The 20,389-nt window shown below is 61.0% G+C and carries 16 protein-coding genes; 8 read left to right on the forward strand and 8 right to left on the reverse strand.

Annotated features, from left to right (window positions below):
- Positions 1-20: 20 nt before the first annotated feature.
- The 3 genes from PLD_RS25015 to mfd are packed head-to-tail and all read right to left on the reverse strand — an operon-like array spanning position 21 to position 6,749.
- The gene (locus PLD_RS25015; RefSeq protein WP_159897392.1) at positions 21-2,711 is read right to left on the reverse strand and encodes a DEAD/DEAH box helicase; all 2,691 of its coding nucleotides are present in this window, start codon (positions 2,709-2,711) and stop codon (positions 21-23) included.
- 11 nt (positions 2,712-2,722) lie between these two features.
- Positions 2,723-3,289 carry a CsiV family protein gene (locus PLD_RS25020; RefSeq protein ID WP_159897393.1) on the reverse strand — a complete coding sequence of 189 codons (567 nt, stop codon included), beginning with the start codon at positions 3,287-3,289 and terminating at the stop codon, positions 2,723-2,725.
- A gap of 10 nt (positions 3,290-3,299) precedes the next feature.
- Entirely contained in the window at positions 3,300-6,749 is a 3,450-nt protein-coding gene (gene mfd, locus PLD_RS25025; RefSeq protein WP_159897394.1) for a transcription-repair coupling factor, read from the reverse strand.
- Positions 6,750-7,102: 353 nt separating this feature from the next.
- Between mfd and PLD_RS25030 the strand changes: the two genes are divergently transcribed.
- The 3 genes from PLD_RS25030 to sthA all read left to right on the forward strand — a co-directional run bounded on the left by PLD_RS25030 (position 7,103) and on the right by sthA (position 11,601).
- Positions 7,103-8,566: a glyceraldehyde-3-phosphate dehydrogenase gene (locus tag PLD_RS25030; protein ID WP_159897395.1), complete on the forward strand. Its 1,464-nt coding sequence runs from the start codon at positions 7,103-7,105 to the stop codon at positions 8,564-8,566.
- A gap of 518 nt (positions 8,567-9,084) precedes the next feature.
- On the forward strand, positions 9,085-10,005 hold the full coding sequence (locus PLD_RS25035; RefSeq protein WP_159898199.1) for an FAD:protein FMN transferase: 921 nt from the start codon (positions 9,085-9,087) through the stop codon (positions 10,003-10,005).
- A gap of 201 nt (positions 10,006-10,206) precedes the next feature.
- Positions 10,207-11,601: a Si-specific NAD(P)(+) transhydrogenase gene (gene sthA / locus PLD_RS25040; protein ID WP_159897396.1), complete on the forward strand. Its 1,395-nt coding sequence runs from the start codon at positions 10,207-10,209 to the stop codon at positions 11,599-11,601.
- A 42-nt stretch (positions 11,602-11,643) separates the two neighbouring features.
- Here sthA and PLD_RS25045 read toward each other — a convergent pair whose 3' ends face one another.
- Both PLD_RS25045 and PLD_RS25050 read right to left on the reverse strand, forming a co-directional pair.
- A complete protein-coding gene (locus PLD_RS25045) occupies positions 11,644-12,366 on the reverse strand; it encodes a glycerophosphodiester phosphodiesterase (protein ID WP_159897397.1) in 723 nt (240 codons plus the stop codon).
- A gap of 51 nt (positions 12,367-12,417) precedes the next feature.
- Positions 12,418-13,005 carry a PilZ domain-containing protein gene (locus PLD_RS25050; RefSeq protein WP_159897398.1) on the reverse strand — a complete coding sequence of 196 codons (588 nt, stop codon included), beginning with the start codon at positions 13,003-13,005 and terminating at the stop codon, positions 12,418-12,420.
- Positions 13,006-13,099: 94 nt separating this feature from the next.
- On the opposite strand from PLD_RS25050, the gene PLD_RS25055 reads away from it, so the two are divergent.
- From PLD_RS25055 to PLD_RS25065, 3 genes are all read left to right on the forward strand, one after another.
- The gene (locus PLD_RS25055; protein WP_159897399.1) at positions 13,100-14,350 is read left to right on the forward strand and encodes a lipoprotein-releasing ABC transporter permease subunit; all 1,251 of its coding nucleotides are present in this window, start codon (positions 13,100-13,102) and stop codon (positions 14,348-14,350) included.
- 7 nt (positions 14,351-14,357) lie between these two features.
- Positions 14,358-15,041 carry a lipoprotein-releasing ABC transporter ATP-binding protein LolD gene (gene lolD, locus PLD_RS25060; RefSeq protein WP_178116209.1) on the forward strand — a complete coding sequence of 228 codons (684 nt, stop codon included), beginning with the start codon at positions 14,358-14,360 and terminating at the stop codon, positions 15,039-15,041.
- Positions 15,042-15,112: 71 nt separating this feature from the next.
- Positions 15,113-16,357, forward strand: a complete 1,245-nt coding sequence (locus PLD_RS25065) for a lipoprotein-releasing ABC transporter permease subunit (protein WP_159897401.1) — start codon at positions 15,113-15,115, stop codon at positions 16,355-16,357.
- Positions 16,358-16,397: 40 nt separating this feature from the next.
- On the opposite strand, the gene PLD_RS25070 is transcribed toward PLD_RS25065, so the two are convergent.
- Positions 16,398-17,759: a heavy metal sensor histidine kinase gene (locus tag PLD_RS25070; protein WP_159897402.1), complete on the reverse strand. Its 1,362-nt coding sequence runs from the start codon at positions 17,757-17,759 to the stop codon at positions 16,398-16,400.
- The gene (locus PLD_RS25075) at positions 17,759-18,439 is read right to left on the reverse strand and encodes a heavy metal response regulator transcription factor (protein WP_159897403.1); all 681 of its coding nucleotides are present in this window, start codon (positions 18,437-18,439) and stop codon (positions 17,759-17,761) included. The genes PLD_RS25070 and PLD_RS25075 overlap by 1 nt, the downstream gene beginning before the upstream one ends.
- A gap of 157 nt (positions 18,440-18,596) precedes the next feature.
- Between PLD_RS25075 and PLD_RS25080 the strand changes: the two genes are divergently transcribed.
- Together PLD_RS25080 and queF are read left to right on the forward strand one after the other, a co-directional pair.
- On the forward strand, positions 18,597-19,148 hold the full coding sequence (locus tag PLD_RS25080) for a plastocyanin/azurin family copper-binding protein (RefSeq protein ID WP_159897404.1): 552 nt from the start codon (positions 18,597-18,599) through the stop codon (positions 19,146-19,148).
- A gap of 68 nt (positions 19,149-19,216) precedes the next feature.
- Complete coding sequence (gene queF / locus PLD_RS25085; RefSeq protein WP_159897405.1) at positions 19,217-20,047, forward strand: NADPH-dependent 7-cyano-7-deazaguanine reductase QueF; 831 nt, start codon at positions 19,217-19,219, stop codon at positions 20,045-20,047.
- 51 nt (positions 20,048-20,098) lie between these two features.
- Here queF and PLD_RS25090 read toward each other — a convergent pair whose 3' ends face one another.
- Positions 20,099-20,362: a DUF4404 family protein gene (locus PLD_RS25090; protein WP_159897406.1), complete on the reverse strand. Its 264-nt coding sequence runs from the start codon at positions 20,360-20,362 to the stop codon at positions 20,099-20,101.
- Positions 20,363-20,389 lie beyond the last annotated feature (27 nt).

Raw genomic sequence — 20,389 nt, forward strand, 5'->3', positions numbered from 1 at the left:
GGTAGTCTGCGCCCTGTGCGTCAGCGGTTTGTTTTCTTGTTCGGCAGCGGGGCGAACAGGGCTTCGATGTCTTCGCTCTGCAGCTTCCAGTCCCCGGCCTTACGCCCGTCCAATACGCCCGCCGCCAGGTCTGACTTCTCCTGTTGCAGGTGCTGGATCTTCTCTTCAACGGTGCCTCGGGCAATCAGCTTGTAGACGAACACCGGTTTCTCCTGGCCGATACGGTAGGCGCGGTCGGTGGCCTGACTTTCGGTCGCAGGGTTCCACCACGGGTCGTAGTGGATCACCGTGTCGGCCTCGGTCAGATTGAGGCCGACACCGCCGGCCTTGAGGCTGATGAGGAAAATTTGCCGCTTGCCACTCTGAAAGTCCCGCACGGGTGTGCGTCGATCACGGGTCTGTCCCGTGAGCAGTGCGTAGGCGATGTTGCGTTGTTTAAGCTCTGCTTCGATCAGGCTCAGCATCGAAGTGAACTGCGAGAACAGCAAAATGCGCCGTCCTTCTTCGAACAGCTCCTCCAGCATCTCCATCAGGCTGTCGAGTTTTCCTGACGAACTGCCTCGTGGTGGTGGCGAGTCGTTGATTAGCCGCAGATCGCAACACACTTGGCGCAGTTTGAGCAGCGCCTCAAGAATGATGATCTGGCTGCGAGCCACGCCTTTGCGGGTGATTTCGTCGCGGACTTTCTTGTCCATGGCCAGGCGCATGGTTTCGTAGACATCACGTTGCGCCTCGTTGAGTTCGACCCAGTGGATGATCTCGGTCTTGGGCGGCAGCTCAGTGGCCACTTGCTCCTTGGTGCGGCGCAGCAGGAAGGGTTTGATCCGGCCATTGAGGTGTTGCAAGCGCACTTCGCTGGCGTGTTTTTCGATCGGCACCCGGTAGTCGCGATTGAAGCTCTTGGCGTCGCCAAGCCAGCCCGGCAGCAGGAAGTGGAACAGTGACCAGAGCTCTCCCAAATGATTTTCCAGTGGCGTTCCGGACAGGCACAGGCGCTGACGGGCGTTGAGTTCGCGGGCAGCTTGGGCGGCCTTGCTTGTCGGGTTCTTGATGTACTGCGCTTCATCCAGGATCAGCACGTGCAAGGGCTGCGTGGCCAGCTGCTCGATGTCCTTGGGCAGTAGCGCATAAGTGGTCAGTAGCAGATCGTAGTTGGCCAGTTGCGCGAAGTGCTTCTTGCGGCCGGTGCCGTACAGGGCCAGGACCTTGAGTTGTGGGGTGAAGTGCGCGGCCTCGTCCAGCCAGTTGGGAATCAGGCTGGTGGGCATGACCACCATGCAAGGGCGATCCAGACGTCCAGCGTTCTTCTCGCTGAGGATGTGCGCCAGGGTTTGTAGGGTTTTACCCAAGCCCATGTCATCGGCAAGGATGCCGCCCACTTCCAACTGGCGCAGGGACTGCATCCAGCTCAGGCCCTCGAGCTGGTAGGGGCGCAGGGTGGCATTCAAGCCTTGTGGCGCCGGCGCCGAGTAGTCGCGGATGTCTCGCAGGCGTTGAGCGAAGGTGCGAATGTGTTCGCCGCCTTCCCATAGCAACGGCAGGTCCTGCAGCGGATTGAGGCGGGTGGCGTCGGCGCTGCTCAGGCGCAGGGTGGTTTCGCCGGGCTCTTGCAGATAGAACTCGCCCAGGGTTGCCAGCACCGGCTTCAGGCGGCCATAGGGCAGCGCCACTTGCAGCGGGCCGTGCAGGGAGTTGGGTCGGTGGGGAATGTTCACCAGGACCAGCTCGTCGTCGCGGCGCTTGGCCAGGCGGTCCGGGTTGAGCATCTCGGTGTGCGAGCGCATCAGGTTGAGCAGGATCGGCAGCAGGCTCAGGCGCTCGCCGTTGACGATGATCCCCAGTTCCAAGTCGAACCAATCGCGCCCCGGGGCTTCGTCGACGCTGGCGTACCAGTCGTCCACGGCGGTCAGGTCGAAGCCGAAACCGTCGTCGATCTGCAACTCCCAGCCCTGGCTGCGCAGCTTGGGCAGTTCATTCAGGGTGAAGGTCAGCCAGGCGCTGTCATTGACCATTTCGAACAACTCGCCGGCGCTTTCCGGCAGGGCCTTGCTCTGTCGGGTGGCGATCTTGAAGCCCAGGCTGCGCAACTGTTCACGCCAGCCTTGCTCCAGCTCAGGCTGGCGCTTGATGCGCAGGGTCTGGTGTTCCTGGCGAATGATCACGTCGCCATTCTTCTGACCGCTGACATGCTCGCCGCTGTAGTTGAACGACAGCGCGGCGCGGTGCTGGATGTAGCGCTGCATCTTGCCGTTGCGCGGCTCGAAGGCACTGAACTCGATGCTGGCCAGCCACAGGCGCGGCGCAGGGCGCACGTCCTCCAGCAGCACCTGGGGCAGGGCGACGGGGCGCCGGCTGTCGAGTACGGCAGAGAGTTTTTCCAGCAGTTCGGCGTCTTTGGCCGCTGCCGGGTAGGCCAGGGTTTCTTCAACTTGTAGCAAGACGGCAACCACATGTTTGCAGTTGCTGCGTACCGGGCAGGTGCAGTGGCTGTCAATCAGTAGCAGGTTGCCTTTGCTCGACTCGCGCAGGCTGATGGTCTGCCGATAAACATTGCCGCCAGAGCCTTCGCAGCTAGCGGTGATAGCGCTGTCCGCGGCGCTAACGATGCGCACGCGTTTTTCCAGGGCGTAGCGCCGGCCGCGCTCCAGGGTTTGTTCCTTGAAGCGGTTGACCCAGGACGGGGCTAGAGGTTTGGTCAGGGGCGGGGGCATAGGGACTTCGATCAGTCCAGTATTTCAGTCGGGGTAGGGCGCGGCGCCGGCTTGGTCAGCGAGGTGATCTTGATCAGCAGGGCCAGGTGGCCGTTGTCCAGGTAATTGAGCTGGCCGTTTTTGGTGTGGCTTTGCTGCTTGAGGTGCTCGCTGCTGGTAACCAAGCCATTGCGGTCGATCTGGTTGACCCAGAAATCCGCGTCGACATCGGTGAAGCGCCCGAGCTTGAGGTTCAGGGTGCCTTCGATGGGGAACTGGCCAAACTGTTCGGGTCCGTCGCTCAGGGCCACCTTGACCGGGTTCTCTCCCAGGGTCTGTTGCCAGGCCTTGTGCAGCAGCACGCTGTAATTATCGCTGGCATTGAGCTTCTCGACGATCCCGTTCAGTGACGGGGTGCGCCGGCTGTCCGGGTTCAGGTGTTGAGCGCCCGCAGCCCAGTCTTCGGGAGCCGTGCGGCTAAGGATCAGCGGCTCGGCATTCTGCCGGATAAGGATCATTTCCACTTGGTACAGGTCGTCGGCATAGGCCAGCGGCGCGGCCAGGGCCAGGAGCAAAGTCAGGGAGTGGAGCAGGCGCATGGGGCGTCCTTCAAGCAGTTTTCGGGGTGAGGCGCTCAAACAGGGCCTCCAATGTATTAAAGCGCTCTTCCGGGCGCTCCATCGGCACCATGAACTTGAACAGCGTTGCGCCTTCGAATTTGTAGCGTTTGGGCTGGCCCTGGATCAGCTTGATCAGCGCCAGCGGGTCTACCGGAGTATCTGCGGCGAACTCGATGCGCCCGCCTTGAGGGCCGCCATCGACCTTCTTGATCCCCAGTTGTTCGGCTTGGAGTTTGAGCAGGGTCAAGCGGATCAGGTTCTTGGTCGGCTCCGGCAGCAGGCCGAATCGATCGATCATTTCCACTTGCAGGTCCTTCAGGCCGTCCTCGTCGGTGGCGGAAGCGATGCGCTTGTAGAGAATCAGGCGGGCATGCACATCCGGCAGGTAGTCCTCGGGAATCAACGCCGGCAGGCGCAGGTTGATTTCCGGGCCGCCGCCCAGGGGTTGGTCGAGGTTGGGCTGTTCACCTTTGCGGATGGCTTTCACTGCACGCTCGAGCATCTCCATATACAGGGTGAAGCCCACGGCTTGGATCTGCCCACTCTGGCCGTCGCCCAGCAGTTCGCCGGCGCCGCGGATCTCCAGGTCGTTGGTGGCCAGGACGAAACCGGCCCCCAGGTCCTGGGTGTTGGCGATGGCTTCCAGGCGTTTCTCGGCATCAGGAGTGATCTGTTGGCGTGGTGGGGTCAGCAGGTACGCATAAGCCTGGTGGTGGCTGCGCCCGACCCGGCCGCGCAACTGGTGCAATTGGGCCAGGCCGAACTTGTCGGCGCGCTCGATGATGATGGTGTTGGCGCTGGGTACGTCGATGCCGGTCTCGATGATGGTCGAGGCGATCAGCACGTTGAAACGCTTGTGGTAGAAGTCGCTCATCACTTGTTCGAGTTCGCGTTCGCGCATCTGCCCGTGGCCGATGCCGATCCGGGCTTCGGGCACCAGTTCGGCGAGGTCGGCAGCGCATTTCTCGATGCTCTTCACGTCGTTGTGCAGGTAGTACACTTGGCCGCCGCGCAGCAGCTCGCGCAGCAATGCTTCTTTGACCGTGCTCTTGTTCTGCTCCATGACGAAGGTGCGCACCGACAGGCGTCGAGCCGGCGGCGTGGCAATGATCGACAAGTCGCGCATGCCCGAGACGGCCATGTTCAGGGTTCGTGGGATCGGCGTGGCGGTCAGGGTGAGGATATCGACTTCGCTGCGCAGGGCCTTGAGTTGCTCCTTCTGGCGCACTCCGAAGCGGTGTTCTTCGTCGATGATCACCAGGCCGAGGTTCTTGATCTTCACATCGTCCTGCAGCAGCTTGTGGGTGCCGATGACGATGTCGATCTTGCCTTCGGCCAGGTCCGCCACCGCGGTATTCACTTCCTTGGTCGACTTGAAGCGGCTCATCACTTCCACGGTCACCGGCCAGTCGGCGAAGCGGTCGCGGAAGCTGTTGTAGTGCTGCTGGGCGAGCAAGGTGGTGGGCACCAGGATCGCCACTTGCTTGCCGCCGTGGACTGCAATGAAAGCGGCGCGCATGGCCACTTCGGTCTTGCCGAAGCCGACATCGCCGCACACTAGGCGGTCCATCGGCTTGCCCGAGAGCATGTCCTCGCGCACCGCTTCGATAGTGGTCTGTTGGTCCGGGGTTTCTTCGAAGGGGAAGCCGGCGCTAAAGGTGGCGTAGTCGGCTTTCGGGTCGGCGAAGGCGTAACCTTCGCGGGCGGCGCGGCGGGCGTAGATATCCAGCAACTCGGCGGCCACATCACGGACTTGCTCGGCGGCCTTGCGCTTGGCCTTTTGCCAGGCTTCCGAACCCAGGCGGTGCAGTGGGGCGAGAGCGTCGTCGCTGCCGGTGTAGCGGGCGATCAGGTGCAGGTTGGCCACGGGCACGTAGAGTTTGGCGCCCTCGGCGTATTCCAGGGTCAGGAACTCGGCGGCCTGGTTGTCGATCTCCAGGGTCGCCAGGCCCAGGTAGCGGCCGACACCGTGGTCGATATGCACCACCGGCGCGCCTTCGCGCAGCTCGGTGAGGTTCTTGATCACTGCGTCGTTGTTGGCATCGGCGCGTTTTTCCCGGCGTCGACGCTGCATCACCCGCTGGCCGAACAGTGGGCTTTCGGCCACCAGGGCCAGGGCCGGATCGTCCAGCACCAGGCCTTCGTCCAGGGGGGCGATGGTGATCGCCAGGCGTTCTTTGCTGGCGACGAAGTCCGGCCAGCTGTCGACGGTCTTGGGGCGCAGCTTGAGGCGTTCCAGCAACTCCAGCAGCACTTCCCGGCGGCCGGCGGATTCGGCGGTGAACAACACCCGGCCGGGGAACTCGTCGAGGAAGCCCGAGAGCGCCGCCAATGGCTGGTTGGCCTTGGCCTCGATGGCCAGGTTGGGCAATTCGTGGGCCGGGAAGCGTTCACGGCCGGCGCCGGTTTCGATGTTTTGCTGGCTGGCCACCACTCTCGGCCAGTTCTTCAGGCGGGCAAAGCAGTCTTCCACTGGCAGGAACAGCTCCGCCGGCGGCAGCAGCGGCCGCGAAGGGTCGACGCGGCGCTCTTCATAGCGATTGCGTACGTCGTTCCAGAAGTTTTCCGCGGCCTGTTCGATGCCTGGCAGGGAGAACACCTGAGTGTCCTGGGGCAGGTAATCGAACAGGGTCGAAGTCTCTTCGAAGAACAGTGGCAGGTAGTACTCGATGCCTGCTGGGGTGATTCCGCTGCTCAGGTCCTGGAAGATCGGGCAGCGGCGGAAGTCCACGTCGAAGCGTTCGCGAAAGCGCGCCTTGAAGCGAGTCACCGCTTCTTTCTGTAGCGGGAATTCCTTGGCTGGCAGCAGGCGCACCGAGTCGACCTTGTCGATGGAGCGCTGGTTCTCCGGATCGAAGGTGCGCAGGGTCTCGATTTCGTCGTCGAACAGATCAATGCGGTACGGCAGCTTGCTGCCCATGGGGAACAGGTCGATCAGCGCGCCGCGCACGGTGAATTCGCCGTGCTCATAGACTGTATCGACGTAGCGATAGCCACTGGCCTCTAGGCGCGTGCGCATCTGTTCCACATCGAGCTTCTGGCCGACATCCAGCACCAGGCTGCTGCCCAGCAGGAACTGGGTCGGCGCCAGGCGGTGCAGGGCGGTGGTGATCGGCACCACCAGCACGCCGTGCTCCAGCTCCGGCAGTCGGTAGAGGCTGGCGATGCGTTGGGAGATGATGTCTTGGTGCGGCGAGAACAGGTCGTAGGGCAGGGTTTCCCAATCGGGAAAATGCAGCACCGGCAAGTCCGGGGCGAAGAAGCTCAGTTCCTGTTCCAACCGGTCAGCGCTTTGGCTGTCGGCGGTCAGCAGGAGGGTAAAGCGCTTGGCAGCGCTGGCGGCTTCGGCGATGGCCAGGCTCAGGGCGGCACCGGGCAGGTTGCCCCAATGCTGTTTACCGGCGGCGGCAGGGAGTAGCGGTAGACGCAGGACGGGCACGGACGGTCAAGCTCCAAGCGTTGCGACGAAAGTCGGTGATTGTAACGGCCCCGGGTAGCGACTGTCAGTGGCTGATGCGTCTATTACGCCGGTTTGGGCAAATGTAGTGGCTATGACAACAAAATGTGCTTTTTTGGCGAAAATGTAGTGCTGTATCCGGCTGGTGTTACGGAGGGTTACAGACAGGCTGGTGAGCTGTCCAAAAAATTGACGCTGCTGGAAGCCGCGGTTTTACTGGTCTCCAGCACAGTGTGTTTTTTTGCAAGGGCTTTTTGTTACGTTCCGCACGACAGGCGCGCATTGCTACGACAAGAACAGGGCGGCATAATGTAGCCCCTTTTTTCTGCCCCTACATGTGGAAGGTTCCCGTGACTCAGAAGCCCGACCAGTGTCTTGGTGAATGGATCGACCGTGAAGCACTCGCAGAAGCGATGATTCCGCTTATCGGTCAGCTCTACCGCAATAACAATGTGGTGAGCTCGATCTATGGCCGCAGCCTGATCAACCAGTCTGTCATCGCGATTCTCAAGGCTCATCGCTTTGCTCGCCATCGCTCCTCCGACGACAGCGAACTCTCCGTCCACGAAACATTCCCACTGCTCAAGGCCATGAGCGAGCTCAAGCTCGGCGCGGCTTCGGTAGACTTGGGCAAGTTGGCGTTCAAATTCCGCAACGAAGGCAATGGCCGCAGCGCCGAGCAGTTCGTGCGTGAAGAAATGGCTGATGTGGTTGGCCAGCAAAACGCTTCGGCCCGCAAAGGCACTGACGTTGTCCTGTACGGCTTCGGTCGGATCGGCCGTTTGCTGGCACGCATCCTGATCGAGAAGACCGGTGGCGGCGACGGCCTGCGCCTGCGCGCCATCGTGGTGCGCAAAGGCGCTGAAAACGACCTGACCAAGCGCGCCAGCCTGCTGCGTCGCGACTCGGTACACGGTTCGTTCAATGGCACCATCACCATCGACGAAGAAAACAACACCATCACCGCCAACGGCAACCTGATTCAGGTGATCTACGCGAAGAACCCGACCGAGGTGGACTACACCCAGTACGGGATCCAAAACGCGCTGCTGGTGGACAACACCGGCGTATGGCGTGACGCCGACGGCCTGGGCCAGCACCTGGCCTGCCCGGGTATCGACCGCGTGGTTCTGACCGCGCCTGGCAAAGGCAAGCTGAAGAACATCGTTCACGGTATCAACCACAACGAAATTACCGCTGAAGACAAGATCGTGTCCGCCGCTTCCTGCACCACCAACGCCATCGTGCCGGTGCTCAAGGCGGTGAATGACAAGTTCGGCATCATCAACGGTCACGTCGAAACCGTTCACTCGTACACCAACGACCAGAACCTGATCGACAACTTCCACAAGGGTGATCGTCGTGGCCGTAGCGCCGCGCTGAACATGGTGATCACTGAAACCGGTGCTGCCACTGCGGCTGCCAAGGCCCTGCCTGAGCTGGCCGGCAAGCTGACCGGTAACGCGATCCGCGTTCCAACGCCAAACGTGTCGATGGCCATTCTCAACCTGAACCTCGAGAAAGCCGCCACCCGTGAAGAGATGAACCAGTATCTGCGCTACATGGCGCTGCACTCCGACCTGCACAAGCAGATCGACTACGTCAACTCGCAGGAAGTGGTGTCCACCGACTTCGTGGGTTCGCGTCACGCCGGTGTGGTCGACGCTGAAGCGACCATCGTTCAGGACAACCGCGTTGTTCTGTACGTCTGGTACGACAACGAGTTCGGTTACAGCTGCCAGGTCGTGCGCGTGATGGAAGACATGGCCGGGGTCAACCCGCCAGCGTTCCCACGCTAAGCGATAGCTGAAATGAAAACGCCCCGACTCGTCGGGGCGTTTTTGTTGGTGCTTTGGCCAACCGGTTTTTGCGCTGGGACGTTGGCGGCAGGCCGGCGAAGCTTGGTTTTGGGTGCCGCCAGCCCCTGGTGCAGCGCGCAGTTGGTGGAGGTTACCGGAGGTATCAACGAGGCGAATGTGCTGTCGGTGCAAAGAAGGCCCTGGCAATTACGGCGATGCAGGGCGCTGCGTAGTGAGCCTGTTTGTGGCGCTCTGTGCGCTTCGCGTCAGGCAATGGCCGTGCTTATCCGGTGGCGCGGATTTTGGCGCGAGCCCTGGCTGATGAGTAAGGGGCCGCGGTTCAGGTTCGCTTGCCGCATAATGGCGCTTTGCACTGTGAGGCGATTCCGCTGTGCGGTGAGTCTGGAGAGAAAACCTTGTCAGGTAGCGAGCGCTGGTCCTGGGGTGCTTTGTGGGTGGTGCTGTCGTTGTTGGCTGGGTGTGGCGCGGATCGCCAGGAAAGTGTTTCCGGGCCGACCATGGGCAGTACTTATTCGGTGCAGTACCTGCGCTCTGCCAAGGGGCCGGTAGCGGCTCAGGTCAAGGCCGAGGTCGAGGGTGTTCTGGCTGAGGTTGATCGGCAAATGTCGACCTACCGCAGTGACTCGGATATCGAGCGCTTTAATGAGTTGCCCGCCAACAGTTGCCAGTCGATGCCTGAGTCGGTGCTGCAGTTGGTGCGCGTCGCTGAACAGTTTTCGCGGGACAGTAACGGAGCCTTTGATTTGACGGTGGAGCCGCTGCTCAATCTCTGGGGGTTTGGCCCTCAGGGGCGGGTCGAGGCTGTTCCGAGTGCGTCTGCATTGGCGCAGGCGCGCAAGCGGGTGGGGTATGAGCATTTGCGTATCCAGGGTACGCAGTTGTGCAAGAACGCGGCAGTCGAGGTGGACTTCAACAGCATGGCGGCGGGGTACGCAGTGGATGCCATTGCGGCCCGGCTCGGGAGATTGGGGATCGAGAGCTTTCTGGTCGAGGTGACCGGTGAGCTCAAGGCGGTTGGACGCAAGGCTGACGGTTCGCCTTGGCGCATCGCCCTTGAGGCGCCCCGGGACGACCAGCAATTGATGCAGCGATTGATCGCGCTGGATGGTTATGGGGTGTCCACGTCTGGCGACTACCGCAATTATTTCGAGCAGGACGGCCAGCGCTATTCCCACACCTTCGATGCCCGGGCCGGCAAACCCGTCGCTCATGGGCTGGCTTCGGTGACGGTGGTTCATTCTTTGGCGCAGATGGCCGATGGTTTATCAACGCTGTTGCTGATTCTCGGTCCTGAGCGGGGGCGCGAGTACGCAGAAAAACACGGTATTGCCGCATTTTTTGTGATTCGTGCCGATACAGGCCTCGTCACCTTCAGCAGTTCGGAGTTCGATCGACTGTTCGATGGGCAAAAGCAGTAACCTTGCGCCTTGTTGTCAGCGCTGTAGTGCAGGCAAAAGTAGCCTACGACGCGACCAAGGGTTAATGTGCGCGGCGTTGACGCTTCTATAGACTGTGCCCGGGTTCGTAACCGAGCCAAATTGATCCTTCATGCCGCTGGCCGCGGCATGATTTAGCCGGAGGTGCCAGAAGGGCATCTCGGCCTGTTCTGAGGAGTACGCATGGCTGTCTACAACTACGACGTAGTGGTGCTGGGCTCAGGCCCCGCTGGAGAAGGTGCGGCGATGAACGCCGCGAAAGCAGGACGCAAAGTGGCGATGGTCGATAGCCGTCGTCAGGTCGGCGGTAACTGCACCCATCTGGGTACCATCCCATCCAAGGCCCTGCGTCACTCGGTCCGGCAGATCATGCAGTTCAACACCAACCCGATGTTCCGGGCCATTGGCGAGCCGCGCTGGTTCTCTTTCCCGGACGTGCTCAAGAGTGCTGAGAAGGTCATCTCCAAGCAGGTGGCTTCGCGTACTGGTTACTACGCCCGCAACCGAGTCGACGTGTTCTTCGGCACCGGCAGCTTCGCCGACGAGCAGACTGTTGAAGTGGTGTGTGCCAATGGCGTGGTGGAAAAGCTGGTAGCCAAGCACATCATCATTGCCACCGGCTCGCGTCCTTATCGCCCGGCGGACATCGATTTCAGCCACCCGCGTATCTACGATAGCGACACCATCCTCAGTCTCGGTCACACCCCGCGCAAACTCATCGTTTACGGCGCCGGGGTCATCGGCTGCGAGTACGCCTCGATCTTCAGTGGTCTTGGGGTGCTGGTGGAACTGGTGGACAACCGCGGCCAGTTACTCAGCTTCCTGGACTCGGAGATTTCCCAGGCCTTGAGCTACCACTTCAGCAACAACAACATCACCGTGCGCCACAACGAGGAATACGACCGCGTTGAGGGGGTCGACAACGGGGTGATCCTGCATCTGAAATCCGGCAAGAAGATCAAGGCCGACGCCTTGCTCTGGTGCAACGGCCGGACCGGTAATACCGACAAGCTGGGCATGGAGAATATCGGGGTCAAGGTCAACAGCCGCGGCCAGATCGAAGTGGACGAGAACTATCGCACCTGCGTGCCGAACATCTATGGGGCCGGTGACGTGATCGGCTGGCCGAGCCTGGCCAGTGCCGCCCACGACCAAGGTCGTTCCGCTGCCGGCAGCATCGTCGACAACGGTAGCTGGCGTTTCGTCAACGACGTGCCGACCGGGATCTACACCATTCCCGAGATCAGTTCGATCGGCAAGAACGAGCAGGAACTGACTCAGGCCAAGGTGCCTTACGAAGTGGGCAAGGCGTTTTTCAAGGGTATGGCCCGCGCGCAGATCGCTGGCGAGCCGCAAGGCATGCTGAAGATTCTGTTTCACCGGGAAACCCTGGAAGTCCTCGGCGTGCATTGCTTCGGCTACCAGGCGTCTGAGATTGTTCACATCGGTCAGGCGATCATGAGTCAGCCGGGTGAGAACAACACGTTGAAGTACTTCGTCAACACCACCTTCAACTACCCGACCATGGCCGAAGCCTATCGGGTAGCGGCATACGACGGGCTCAACCGGCTTTTTTGAGCGGCTCCGGCCGGTGGCCTGAGCCGGCCGGGGAGACCGATTTCAGTAATTCTCGAGAGTGGCGCTGGCCAAACCGGGAAAGTCTGTAATCAGGCTATCTACGCCGAAGTCGGCGAGTCTGCGCATCAGCGCGGGCTCGTTGACTGTCCACACCGACACGTGCAAGCCCTGACGTTGTGCCCGTTGCAGACGCTCCGGGGTGCACAGGGTCCAGTTCAGCGCAAGAATCTCGCAGCCATAGTTCTGGGCGACCTTCAATGGGTCGAGCCAGGCGTATTCGGCTACCAGTCCGCGTGACAGGTCCGGGGTCAGCTCGATTGCCGCTTTGAGCACTTCCCGCGAGCTTGAGGTCACCGTGACCTTGTCCAGCAGGCCAAAGCGCTGGGCCATTTCCCGGATTGCCAGGACCGTGGTGGCGGCGCGGGTACGTGAGGCGCTTTTGACTTCCAGTTGCCAGTGTTCGAAGTCGCACTTCTCGAACAGCTCTTCCAGGCGCGGAATAGGGCAGGGCTTGATCCATCCCGGGCCGCCTTTGCGTGCGTCGTAGGTCACCAGTTCAGCGGCGGAGTGCTCCACCACCTTGCCGCGTCGGTCGGTGGTGCGCTTGAGGGTCGGGTCGTGAATGACCATCAACTCGCCGTCCATGGACAGGTGCAGGTCGAGCTCGCAACGGCGTACACCGTGCTTGAGACATTCCTGAAAGCTGGTCAGTGTGTTTTCCGGTGCTTCGCCTTTGGCGCCGCGATGGCCATAGATCAGGGTCACAATTGCTCCTTCACGGATGTTGGTCCTTGAGAGTGGGGTCGAGGGGGCTGCTCAGTCGGTGGCCGGGTCGCTCTGCTCCCGGGCCAGGCGGCGTTGCTGGGCCTGCTTTTGCAGGATATAGCGCGCCAGCAGCTGGCGTTGGGCATCGGTCAATGCTTCGAACTCGGTACCGATTTCAAAGGTGCCCAGGCTCCGGGCCTCGCAATGGACGACTTTGGCGCGCAGCAGCAGGCCCAGGGCTTGGGGCATCAGCAGCAGTTTCACCGCCAGGTGGCTACCTTTGGGGTAGTTCTGGTGATGGCTGAACTCGATGCCGCCCTCGGAAAGGATGACTCGCTGCGGTTCGCCGAACTTGCCGAATACGGTTTGCGCCACCACTTGGCTGAGCAGGTCGATGCGCTTGTTCATGGCCTTGAGGTAGCTGGCCAGGGTGCGGTCGCGCTCGCTGACCTGGCGCAGCAGGTGCTGGGATTCGAACTCGCTCAGGTGCAGTTCGCTGAGCAGATTGAACAGCGGAGACTCATCCTGCAACACTTCCTTGCTCGCCGCGTCATGGGCGGACAAGGGGCTAATTTCCAGTGCGATCGTGTCCTCGATACGGTAGTATTCGCGGCGATCTTCTTCATCTAATGTCGACATGGCGAACCCATGGTAGAGGCAGTGGTCTGAGTGTAAAGCTGCTTACCAGGCCCCGCCACAAGGACGTCTTCTTTTCCTCTGCACAAGCCCCGACATGTTCAGACCTCTGTTTGCTTTTATCGGCACGCGTTATACCCGTGCAAAGCGTCGCAATCATTTTGTGTCATTCATTTCCCTGACCTCGATGATCGGACTCGCCCTCGGCGTGATCGTGATGATTGTGGTGCTGTCGGTGATGAATGGCTTCGATCATGAAATGCGCACCCGTGTGCTGGGCATGGTGCCCCACGCCACCATCGAATCCGGCGAACCGATCAGTGATTGGAAAAGCCTGGCCGATAAGGTCAAGCAGAACCCCGAAGTGCTAGCGGTAGCGCCATTCACTCAGATGCAGGGCTTGCTGACCAGCAAAGGCCAGGTGCAAAAAGTGTTGCTCAACGCCATTGACCCGAGCCAAGAGCGGCAAGTGTCGATCATCGACCACTTCATTAAGGAGGGGCAGTTGGATGCCCTGGCGCCTGGTAGCTTCGGCATCGTTATCGGTGACAAGGCCGCGACCAAGCTCGGAGTCGGCTTGGGCGACAAGCTGACCTTCGTTGCCCCGGAAGTCACGGTGACTCCAGCGGGCATGTTTCCGCGGATGAAGCGTTTTACCGTAGTGGGTATCTTCCATGTCGGCGCAGGTGAGATCGACGGCTACCTGGGGCTGACCAACCTTGAAGACCTGGCGCGCCTGCATCGCTGGAAACCCGATCAGGTCCAGGGACTGCGGCTGAAGTTCAATGACCTGTTCCAAGCACCGCGCACCGCCTGGGAAATCGCCCAGCAACTGGGTGAAAACCACTATTACGCCCGTGACTGGACGCGTACCCACGGTAACTTGTACCAGGCCATCCGTATGGAAAAAGCCATGATCGGTCTGTTATTGCTGCTGATCGTCGCGGTTGCCGCATTCAATATCATCTCGACCCTGGTGATGGTGGTGAATGACAAGAAGGGCGACATCGCCATTCTGCGCACCCTGGGGGCCACGCCGGGCACCATCATGGCGATCTTCATGGTCCAGGGCACTGTCATTGGTGTGGTCGGCACCCTGATCGGGGCTGTGCTGGGGATGCTCGCCGCACTGAATGTCAGCGCTGCGATCGCCGCCCTCGAAGGCTTGATCGGGCATAAATTCTTGAACGCCGACGTGTACTTCATCGACTACCTGCCCTCGCAGTTGATGGCCGAGGACGTGTTGATGGTCTGCGGCGCTGCGTTGATCCTGAGTTTCCTCGCCACCCTGTATCCAGCCTGGCGTGCGGCGCGCACCCAGCCTGCGGAGGCGCTACGTTATGAGTGAGTTGGGCATGAGCGAAAAAGCAATCCTGAGCTGCCGCGACCTGGGCAAGTCCTATGACGAGGGCCCGGAGTCGGTGGTTGTGTTGTCCGGTTTGCAACTGGAATTGCATCCGGGTGAGCGGGTGGCGATCGTGGGGACCTCAGGTTCCGGCAAAAGTACCTTGCTCAATCTGCTGGGTGGCCTGGACACCCCGTCCAAGGGCAGCGTGTGGCTGGCCGGTGAAGAGCTGTCTGCGCTGGGTGAAAAGGCCCGTGGCCAGTTGCGTAACCGCGCGCTGGGCTTCGTCTACCAGTTCCACCACCTGCTGCCGGAGTTCACCGCACTGGAGAACGTCTGCATGCCGCTGCTGATTGGTCGCACACCGATCCCGGAAGCCCGTCAGCGTGCTACCGCGCTGCTGGAGCGGGTCGGCCTTGGCCATCGTCTGGAGCACAAGCCGGCCGAACTGTCCGGCGGCGAGCGCCAGCGAGTGGCCATTGCCCGGGCCCTGGTGAACAATCCAGGGCTGGTGATGCTCGACGAGCCCACCGGCAACCTTGATTCGCACACCGCGCAGGGCATTCAGGACTTGATGCTGGAGCTCAGCACGTCGATGCGCACGGCCTTCCTGGTGGTGACCCACGACATGAACCTGGCTCGGCAGATGGATCGCGTACTGCACCTGCAAGAAGGTCGCCTGGTCGCCATCTGATGCGGCCGCACGCGGCATTGGCGGCTTGCCCGCCGACGCCGGGTCATTAATTTTTCCAGGGTGCCTTGCCCATGTTCAGACCCTTATCGATCTTTATCGGCACGCGCTACACCCGCGCCAAGCGGCGCAATCGTTTTGTCTCGTTCATTTCCATGACCTCGATGATCGGCCTCGCCCTGGGCGTGCTGGCGATGATCGTGGTGTTGTCGGTGATGAATGGATTCCAGCGGGAAATGAGCTCGCGGATCCTCGGCATGGTGCCTCACGCCACCATCGTAGGGGTCAAGCCCATCGATGACTGGCAGCCGGTGGCGGCCGCAGCGTTGAAGAACCCGGAAGTCACCGCGGCGGTACCTTTTACCGAGATGGAAGGCATGCTCTCCTACAAGGGGGCGATGCAGCCGATTCAGATCAGCGGTATCGACCCTGCCCAGGAAGGCAAGGTCTCGATCGTGGCTCAGCATATTGTCCAGGGCCGTTTGCAGGACTTGAAGCCCGGTGAGTTCGGTGTGGTGATCGGCGAGATCACCGCTCGGCGCTTTCGCCTGAACGTTGGTGACAAGCTGACCCTCATCGTGCCTGAGGTGAGTTCCGCGCCAGGGGGGATTACCCCGCGCATGCAGCGCCTGAACGTGGTCGGGGTGTTCAAGGTCGGTGCCGAACTGGACAGCTCCATGGGCCTGATCCATGTGGCCGATGCCGCCGAGATGCAGCACTGGCAGCCGAACCAGGTACAGAGTGTGCGCCTGGCGGTCAAGGATCTGTATGCCGCGCCTCAGGTTTCGGCGGAGATCGCCAAGGGCTTGGGCGCGGAGTTCAAAGCCGATGACTGGACCCACACCCAGGGCAGTCTGTTTAGTGCGATGAAGATGGAAAAAACCATGATCGGCCTGTTGTTGTTGATGATCGTGGCGGTCGCGGCGTTCAACATCATCGCTACCCTGATCATGGTGGTGAATGACAAGGGTGCGGACATCGCGATTCTGCGCACCATCGGTGCCACCCCTCGGCAGATCATGGCGATCTTCATGGTTCAGGGTACGGTGATCGGGATTGTCGGCACCTTGATCGGAGGTGTGCTAGGGGTGATTGCAGCGCTGAATGTGAGTGAGCTGGTGGGCTGGCTGGAGCGGGTCAGTGGGCAGCATATCTTCAGCTCCGACGTGTATTTCGTCAGTAACCTGCCTTCTGAATTGCAGGTTGGGGATGTCGCGCTGATCTGCAGTGCCGGCTTTATCCTGAGCTTCCTGGCGACCGTGTATCCGGCCTGGCGCGCGTCCAAGGTCGAGCCGGCGCACGCGCTGCGCTATTCGTAATGCCCCGAGACCTCTTCGCTGGTTCGCCAGCCAGAGGTGCTCAATCCTTCCTCGGTAACTCGATCACAAAGCGCGTCCAGCCGGTACCCGATTCGCAGTGGATCTGCCCGCCATGGGCGCGAATGATCGACTGGGTGATTGCCAGCCCTAATCCTGCATGTTCATTGCTGCCTTCGCGTCGTGCCAGGTCCGCTCGGTAGAAACGGTCGAACAGGCGCGGTAGCACGTGTTCGGCGATGCCTGCACCAGTGTTTTCGATGCTCAGGCTCAAGGCCTGAGGACGCTCACTGATTTGCACCTTGATCGATCCACCAGCAGGGGTGAAGCGCAGGGCATTGTCCAGCAGGTTGGACAGTGCCCTGCGCAGCATGCTGCGATCGCCAGCAAAACCCGCGTGGCCTTTCCGGCTCAGGCTGACGCGCGCGTCTTCCGCCAGCGGGCGGTAAAACTCCAGCAGCATGTCAGCCTCTTGGGCCAGTTCCAACGCCTCGCGCCTGGGCGTCAGTAGGCCGTGGTCGGCCTTGGCCAGGTACAGCATGTCGTTGACCAGTTGCGCCATCCACTGCAGTTCTTCGAGGTTGCTGTGCAGGGCTTCGCGGTAATCCTCAAGTGGCCTGGGCCGGGTCAGGGTGACTTGGGTGTGGGTCAGTAGATTGGACAGTGGTGTGCGCAACTCATGGGCAATGTCGGCAGAAAAGGCCGACAGGCGCTGGAATGACTCTTCAAGGCGGCCCAGCATGGCGTTGAAGCTGTTGGCCAGCTCCGCCAGTTCCGCAGGCATCTGTTGAGCTGGTAAGCGTTGGGTCAGCGAGGTCGCGCAGACGCTGGCGGCCACCGCGCTCATGCGCCGCAAAGGGTGCAACCCGCTGCGGGCGGCCCAGGCGCCGAGCAGGGCGGTGGCCAGGGCCGACAGGCCCATGGTGAGCCAGATCAGGCGCTGCATGCGTTGTAGAAAATGCTGGTGATGGGTGATGTCGAGTATCAGGGTCAATTGCGGCGAATGGCTCTGTCCGGGAGTCAAAGGCGCTGTGTAGACCCGATAGGCGGTGCCCGCCTGGCTTAGGCTGCGCAGGCCACTGGTGCCGGGCGATGCAGCGGGCAGGGTGGGGGCGCTTTCGAACCAGGGTTGGCCGTCGCTACCGCTGATCCGCAGCGCCAGGTCCTGCTGGTGACTCAACTCCTCCTGCAATCTCGCCTGGTGTCGCGTGAGGTCTTTGGGCGCTGTTATGTCCCGCAGGGCACTGCGCAGGGTGGTCAGCTGGCCGTCGAGCCGTTGCTGATCCAGTTCGATGAAGTGGCTTTCGCTGGCCTGGTTGAACAATACCCCAGCCAACAGCGAGACTGCGGCCGTGCAGGCGGCGAACAGCAGCGCCAGGCGGCCGCTCAGCGACAAGCGGCGCATCAAGTTGGGCGCTCTTCAAGTACGTACCCCATGCCGCGTACGGTGTGGATCAGTTTGTTGGGGTAATCGTCATCTATCTTCAGCCGCAGACGGCGGATCGCCACTTCGATGACGTTGGTGTCGCTGTCGAAATTCATGTCCCAAACCTGGGAAGCGATCAGGGATTTGGGCAGGACTTCTCCCTGGCGGCGCAGGAGCATTTCCAGCAGGGCGAACTCCTTGGCCGTCAGGTCAATGCGCTGGTTGTTGCGTTCCACTCGGCGTCGAATCAGGTCCAGGCGCAGGTCCGCCAGTTGTAGGCTGGTGTCCTGGGCGCTGGCATTGCCCCGGCGCAGCAGGCTGCGGACCCGGGCCAGCAGTTCGGAAAAGGCGAAGGGCTTGATCAGGTAATCGTCGGCACCCAGTTCCAGGCCATGCACTCGGTCTTCCACGGCGTCCCGGGCGGTGAGAAATAGCACGGGGGTGTCCAAGCCCGCGCTGCGCACCGCTTGTAGGATTTGCCAGCCGTCGCGGTCCGGCAGCATCACATCGAGAATCAACAGCGCGAAGTTGCCAGTCAGCGCCAGGTGCTGGCCGGTGCTACCGTCCGCCACCCACTCGGTATTGAAGCCGGCCTCGCTCAGGCCCTGGCGCAAGTATTGACCGGTTTTTGGTTGGTCTTCGACGATCAGCAGTTTCATGGCGGGACTCGTGTCAGGTGGAACCCGGGCTTTATACCTTGCACGGACCCTGGAGGGGGCAAGCTGACAAAGTTGTAATCTGCCTGTCAGTTGGCTGGCAGCGCCGAGGCTCTAGAGTGTGCCACAGGCTGAATCTTGATCTTCCTGGAGTCTGATGATGAATATGCAAATCCTGTTGGTGCGAGGCCGGTCGTTGCTCGGTGGCTGTGTGATGTTGTTGAGTGCGCCGCTTTGGGCTTCGCCGGCTACGACCTACGACTTTGGCCAGCCGGCCCCGGCGGCCAAGGCCACCCGCAGCATCGAAGTGGTGATGAAGGACATGTCATTCACCACCACGTCTTTAGCGATCAAGGCTGGCGAGACCGTGCGTTTCGTACTGATCAACAAAGGACAACTGCTGCATGAGTTCAATCTGGGAACTGCGGCGATGCATGTCCAACATCAGCAGGAAATGCTCAAAATGCAACAAGGCGGGATGCTTGCGCCCACAGCAATGGCGGCGATGGATCACGGGAGCATGGGGCACGGGGCGATGGCGGGTAAGGATCATGGCATGCGGCATGACGACCCTAACAGTGTGCTGGTGGAGCCGGGTAAACAGGCGGAGCTGACCTGGACTTTCAGCAAAAGTGGCAGCCTGGAGTTCGCCTGTAACGTGCCCGGGCATTATCAGGCCGGGATGGTTGGCAAGCTGATGGTCAGTCCGTAGGCCGTCGGGACTCAAAGGTGCAAGTAAAGGCTGATAGAATCGGCCGATTATTCAGTCAGGTTTCCGCCATGCATCCCGCAGCCGAACATTCGCCGCTGGGCAAGTCCAGTGAATACGTTTCCACTTACACCCCGTCTTTGTTGTTCCCGATTCCCCGGGCGGCGAAATGGGCCGAACTGGGTTTGAGCGCCGAAACCTTACCTTATAAAGGTGTGGATTTCTGGAACTGCTTCGAGCTGTCCTGGCTGTTGCCATCGGGCAAGCCGGTGGTGGCCATTGGCGAGTTCAGCATTGCCGCGGATTCGCCGAATATCATTGAGTCCAAATCCTTCAAGCTATACCTCAACTCGTTGAATCAGACGCCGTTCGCAGATCGTGAAACGCTTGAGGCAACGCTGCGCAAGGATCTGTCAGCGGCAGCGGGCAAGCCCGTGGGCGTGCGTATCCGCAGTCTCGCGGACGTCGAGGCGGAAGGCGTGGTGGCGCTGCCGGGGCGTTGCATCGACGAGTTGGATATCAGCGTCGACAGCTACGAGCATCCGCGGCCGGAATTGTTGCGTTGCGATGCGTCGCGAGTGGTAGAGGAAAGCGTGCATAGTCATCTGCTCAAGTCCAATTGTCCGGTGACCAGCCAGCCGGATTGGGGCAGCGTGGTGGTTGAGTACCGCGGTGCGGCCCTGGATCACGCCAGTCTGCTGGCTTACCTGGTGAGCTTTCGTCAGCACTCGGATTTTCATGAGCAATGCGTGGAGCGGATCTTCCTTGACCTGCAGCGCCTGCTCAAGCCGGAAAAGCTCACTGTTTTTGCGCGCTACGTACGCCGTGGTGGGCTGGATATCAATCCTTACCGCAGTACCGAAACGGCGGATTTCAGTAACCACCGACTGGTACGCCAGTAAGCCAAAGCCCCGTACACAGTGCGGGGCTTTTTTTGGAGGGGCGGGTATGCATCAGATGCCGATGTTGCCCAGGGTCTGGACAATATTGCGCAGGGTTCCGGCAATGGCCGGGTGTTCCAGTTCGAAGCGCTCCACCGCCAGATTGACCCCGTCTACCAGGCTGGTGTCTTGGGTGCTGGTCTCCAGTTTGATTTGCAGCTCAATCTGTTGCATCAGCTCTTGCAGATTGGCGCGCTCAGCTTCGGAGAGTGGTGGGTTGTGCTCCAACTGCTCGCGCAGGGTGTCGAGTTGTTCTTGCAGTTCGCGGGCAGGCATGGCGTTCTCCCTCTATTGATAGGCACA

The organism is Pseudomonas sp. LD120 (assembly GCF_009861525.1).
GTDB lineage: Bacteria > Pseudomonadota > Gammaproteobacteria > Pseudomonadales > Pseudomonadaceae > Aquipseudomonas.

What these genes read in the sequence shown, in the direction of transcription:
- PLD_RS25030 (WP_159897395.1), top strand. Translation starts at nt 7,103, where the DNA reads ATGTGGAAGGTTCCCGTGACTCAGAAGCCCGACCAGTGTCTTGGTGAA.
- queF (WP_159897405.1), top strand. Translation starts at nt 19,217, where the DNA reads ATGCATCCCGCAGCCGAACATTCGCCGCTGGGCAAGTCCAGTGAATAC.
- PLD_RS25055 (WP_159897399.1), top strand. Translation starts at nt 13,100, where the DNA reads ATGTTCAGACCTCTGTTTGCTTTTATCGGCACGCGTTATACCCGTGCA.
- PLD_RS25050 (WP_159897398.1), bottom strand. Translation starts at nt 13,005, where the DNA reads ATGTCGACATTAGATGAAGAAGATCGCCGCGAATACTACCGTATCGAG.
- PLD_RS25080 (WP_159897404.1), top strand. Translation starts at nt 18,597, where the DNA reads ATGAATATGCAAATCCTGTTGGTGCGAGGCCGGTCGTTGCTCGGTGGC.
- PLD_RS25035 (WP_159898199.1), top strand. Translation starts at nt 9,085, where the DNA reads ATGGGCAGTACTTATTCGGTGCAGTACCTGCGCTCTGCCAAGGGGCCG.
- PLD_RS25065 (WP_159897401.1), top strand. Translation starts at nt 15,113, where the DNA reads ATGTTCAGACCCTTATCGATCTTTATCGGCACGCGCTACACCCGCGCC.
- sthA (WP_159897396.1), top strand. Translation starts at nt 10,207, where the DNA reads ATGGCTGTCTACAACTACGACGTAGTGGTGCTGGGCTCAGGCCCCGCT.
- PLD_RS25015 (WP_159897392.1), bottom strand. Translation starts at nt 2,711, where the DNA reads ATGCCCCCGCCCCTGACCAAACCTCTAGCCCCGTCCTGGGTCAACCGC.
- PLD_RS25075 (WP_159897403.1), bottom strand. Translation starts at nt 18,439, where the DNA reads ATGAAACTGCTGATCGTCGAAGACCAACCAAAAACCGGTCAATACTTG.
- lolD (WP_178116209.1), top strand. Translation starts at nt 14,358, where the DNA reads ATGAGCGAAAAAGCAATCCTGAGCTGCCGCGACCTGGGCAAGTCCTAT.
- PLD_RS25070 (WP_159897402.1), bottom strand. Translation starts at nt 17,759, where the DNA reads ATGCGCCGCTTGTCGCTGAGCGGCCGCCTGGCGCTGCTGTTCGCCGCC.
- PLD_RS25020 (WP_159897393.1), bottom strand. Translation starts at nt 3,289, where the DNA reads ATGCGCCTGCTCCACTCCCTGACTTTGCTCCTGGCCCTGGCCGCGCCG.
- PLD_RS25090 (WP_159897406.1), bottom strand. Translation starts at nt 20,362, where the DNA reads ATGCCTGCCCGCGAACTGCAAGAACAACTCGACACCCTGCGCGAGCAG.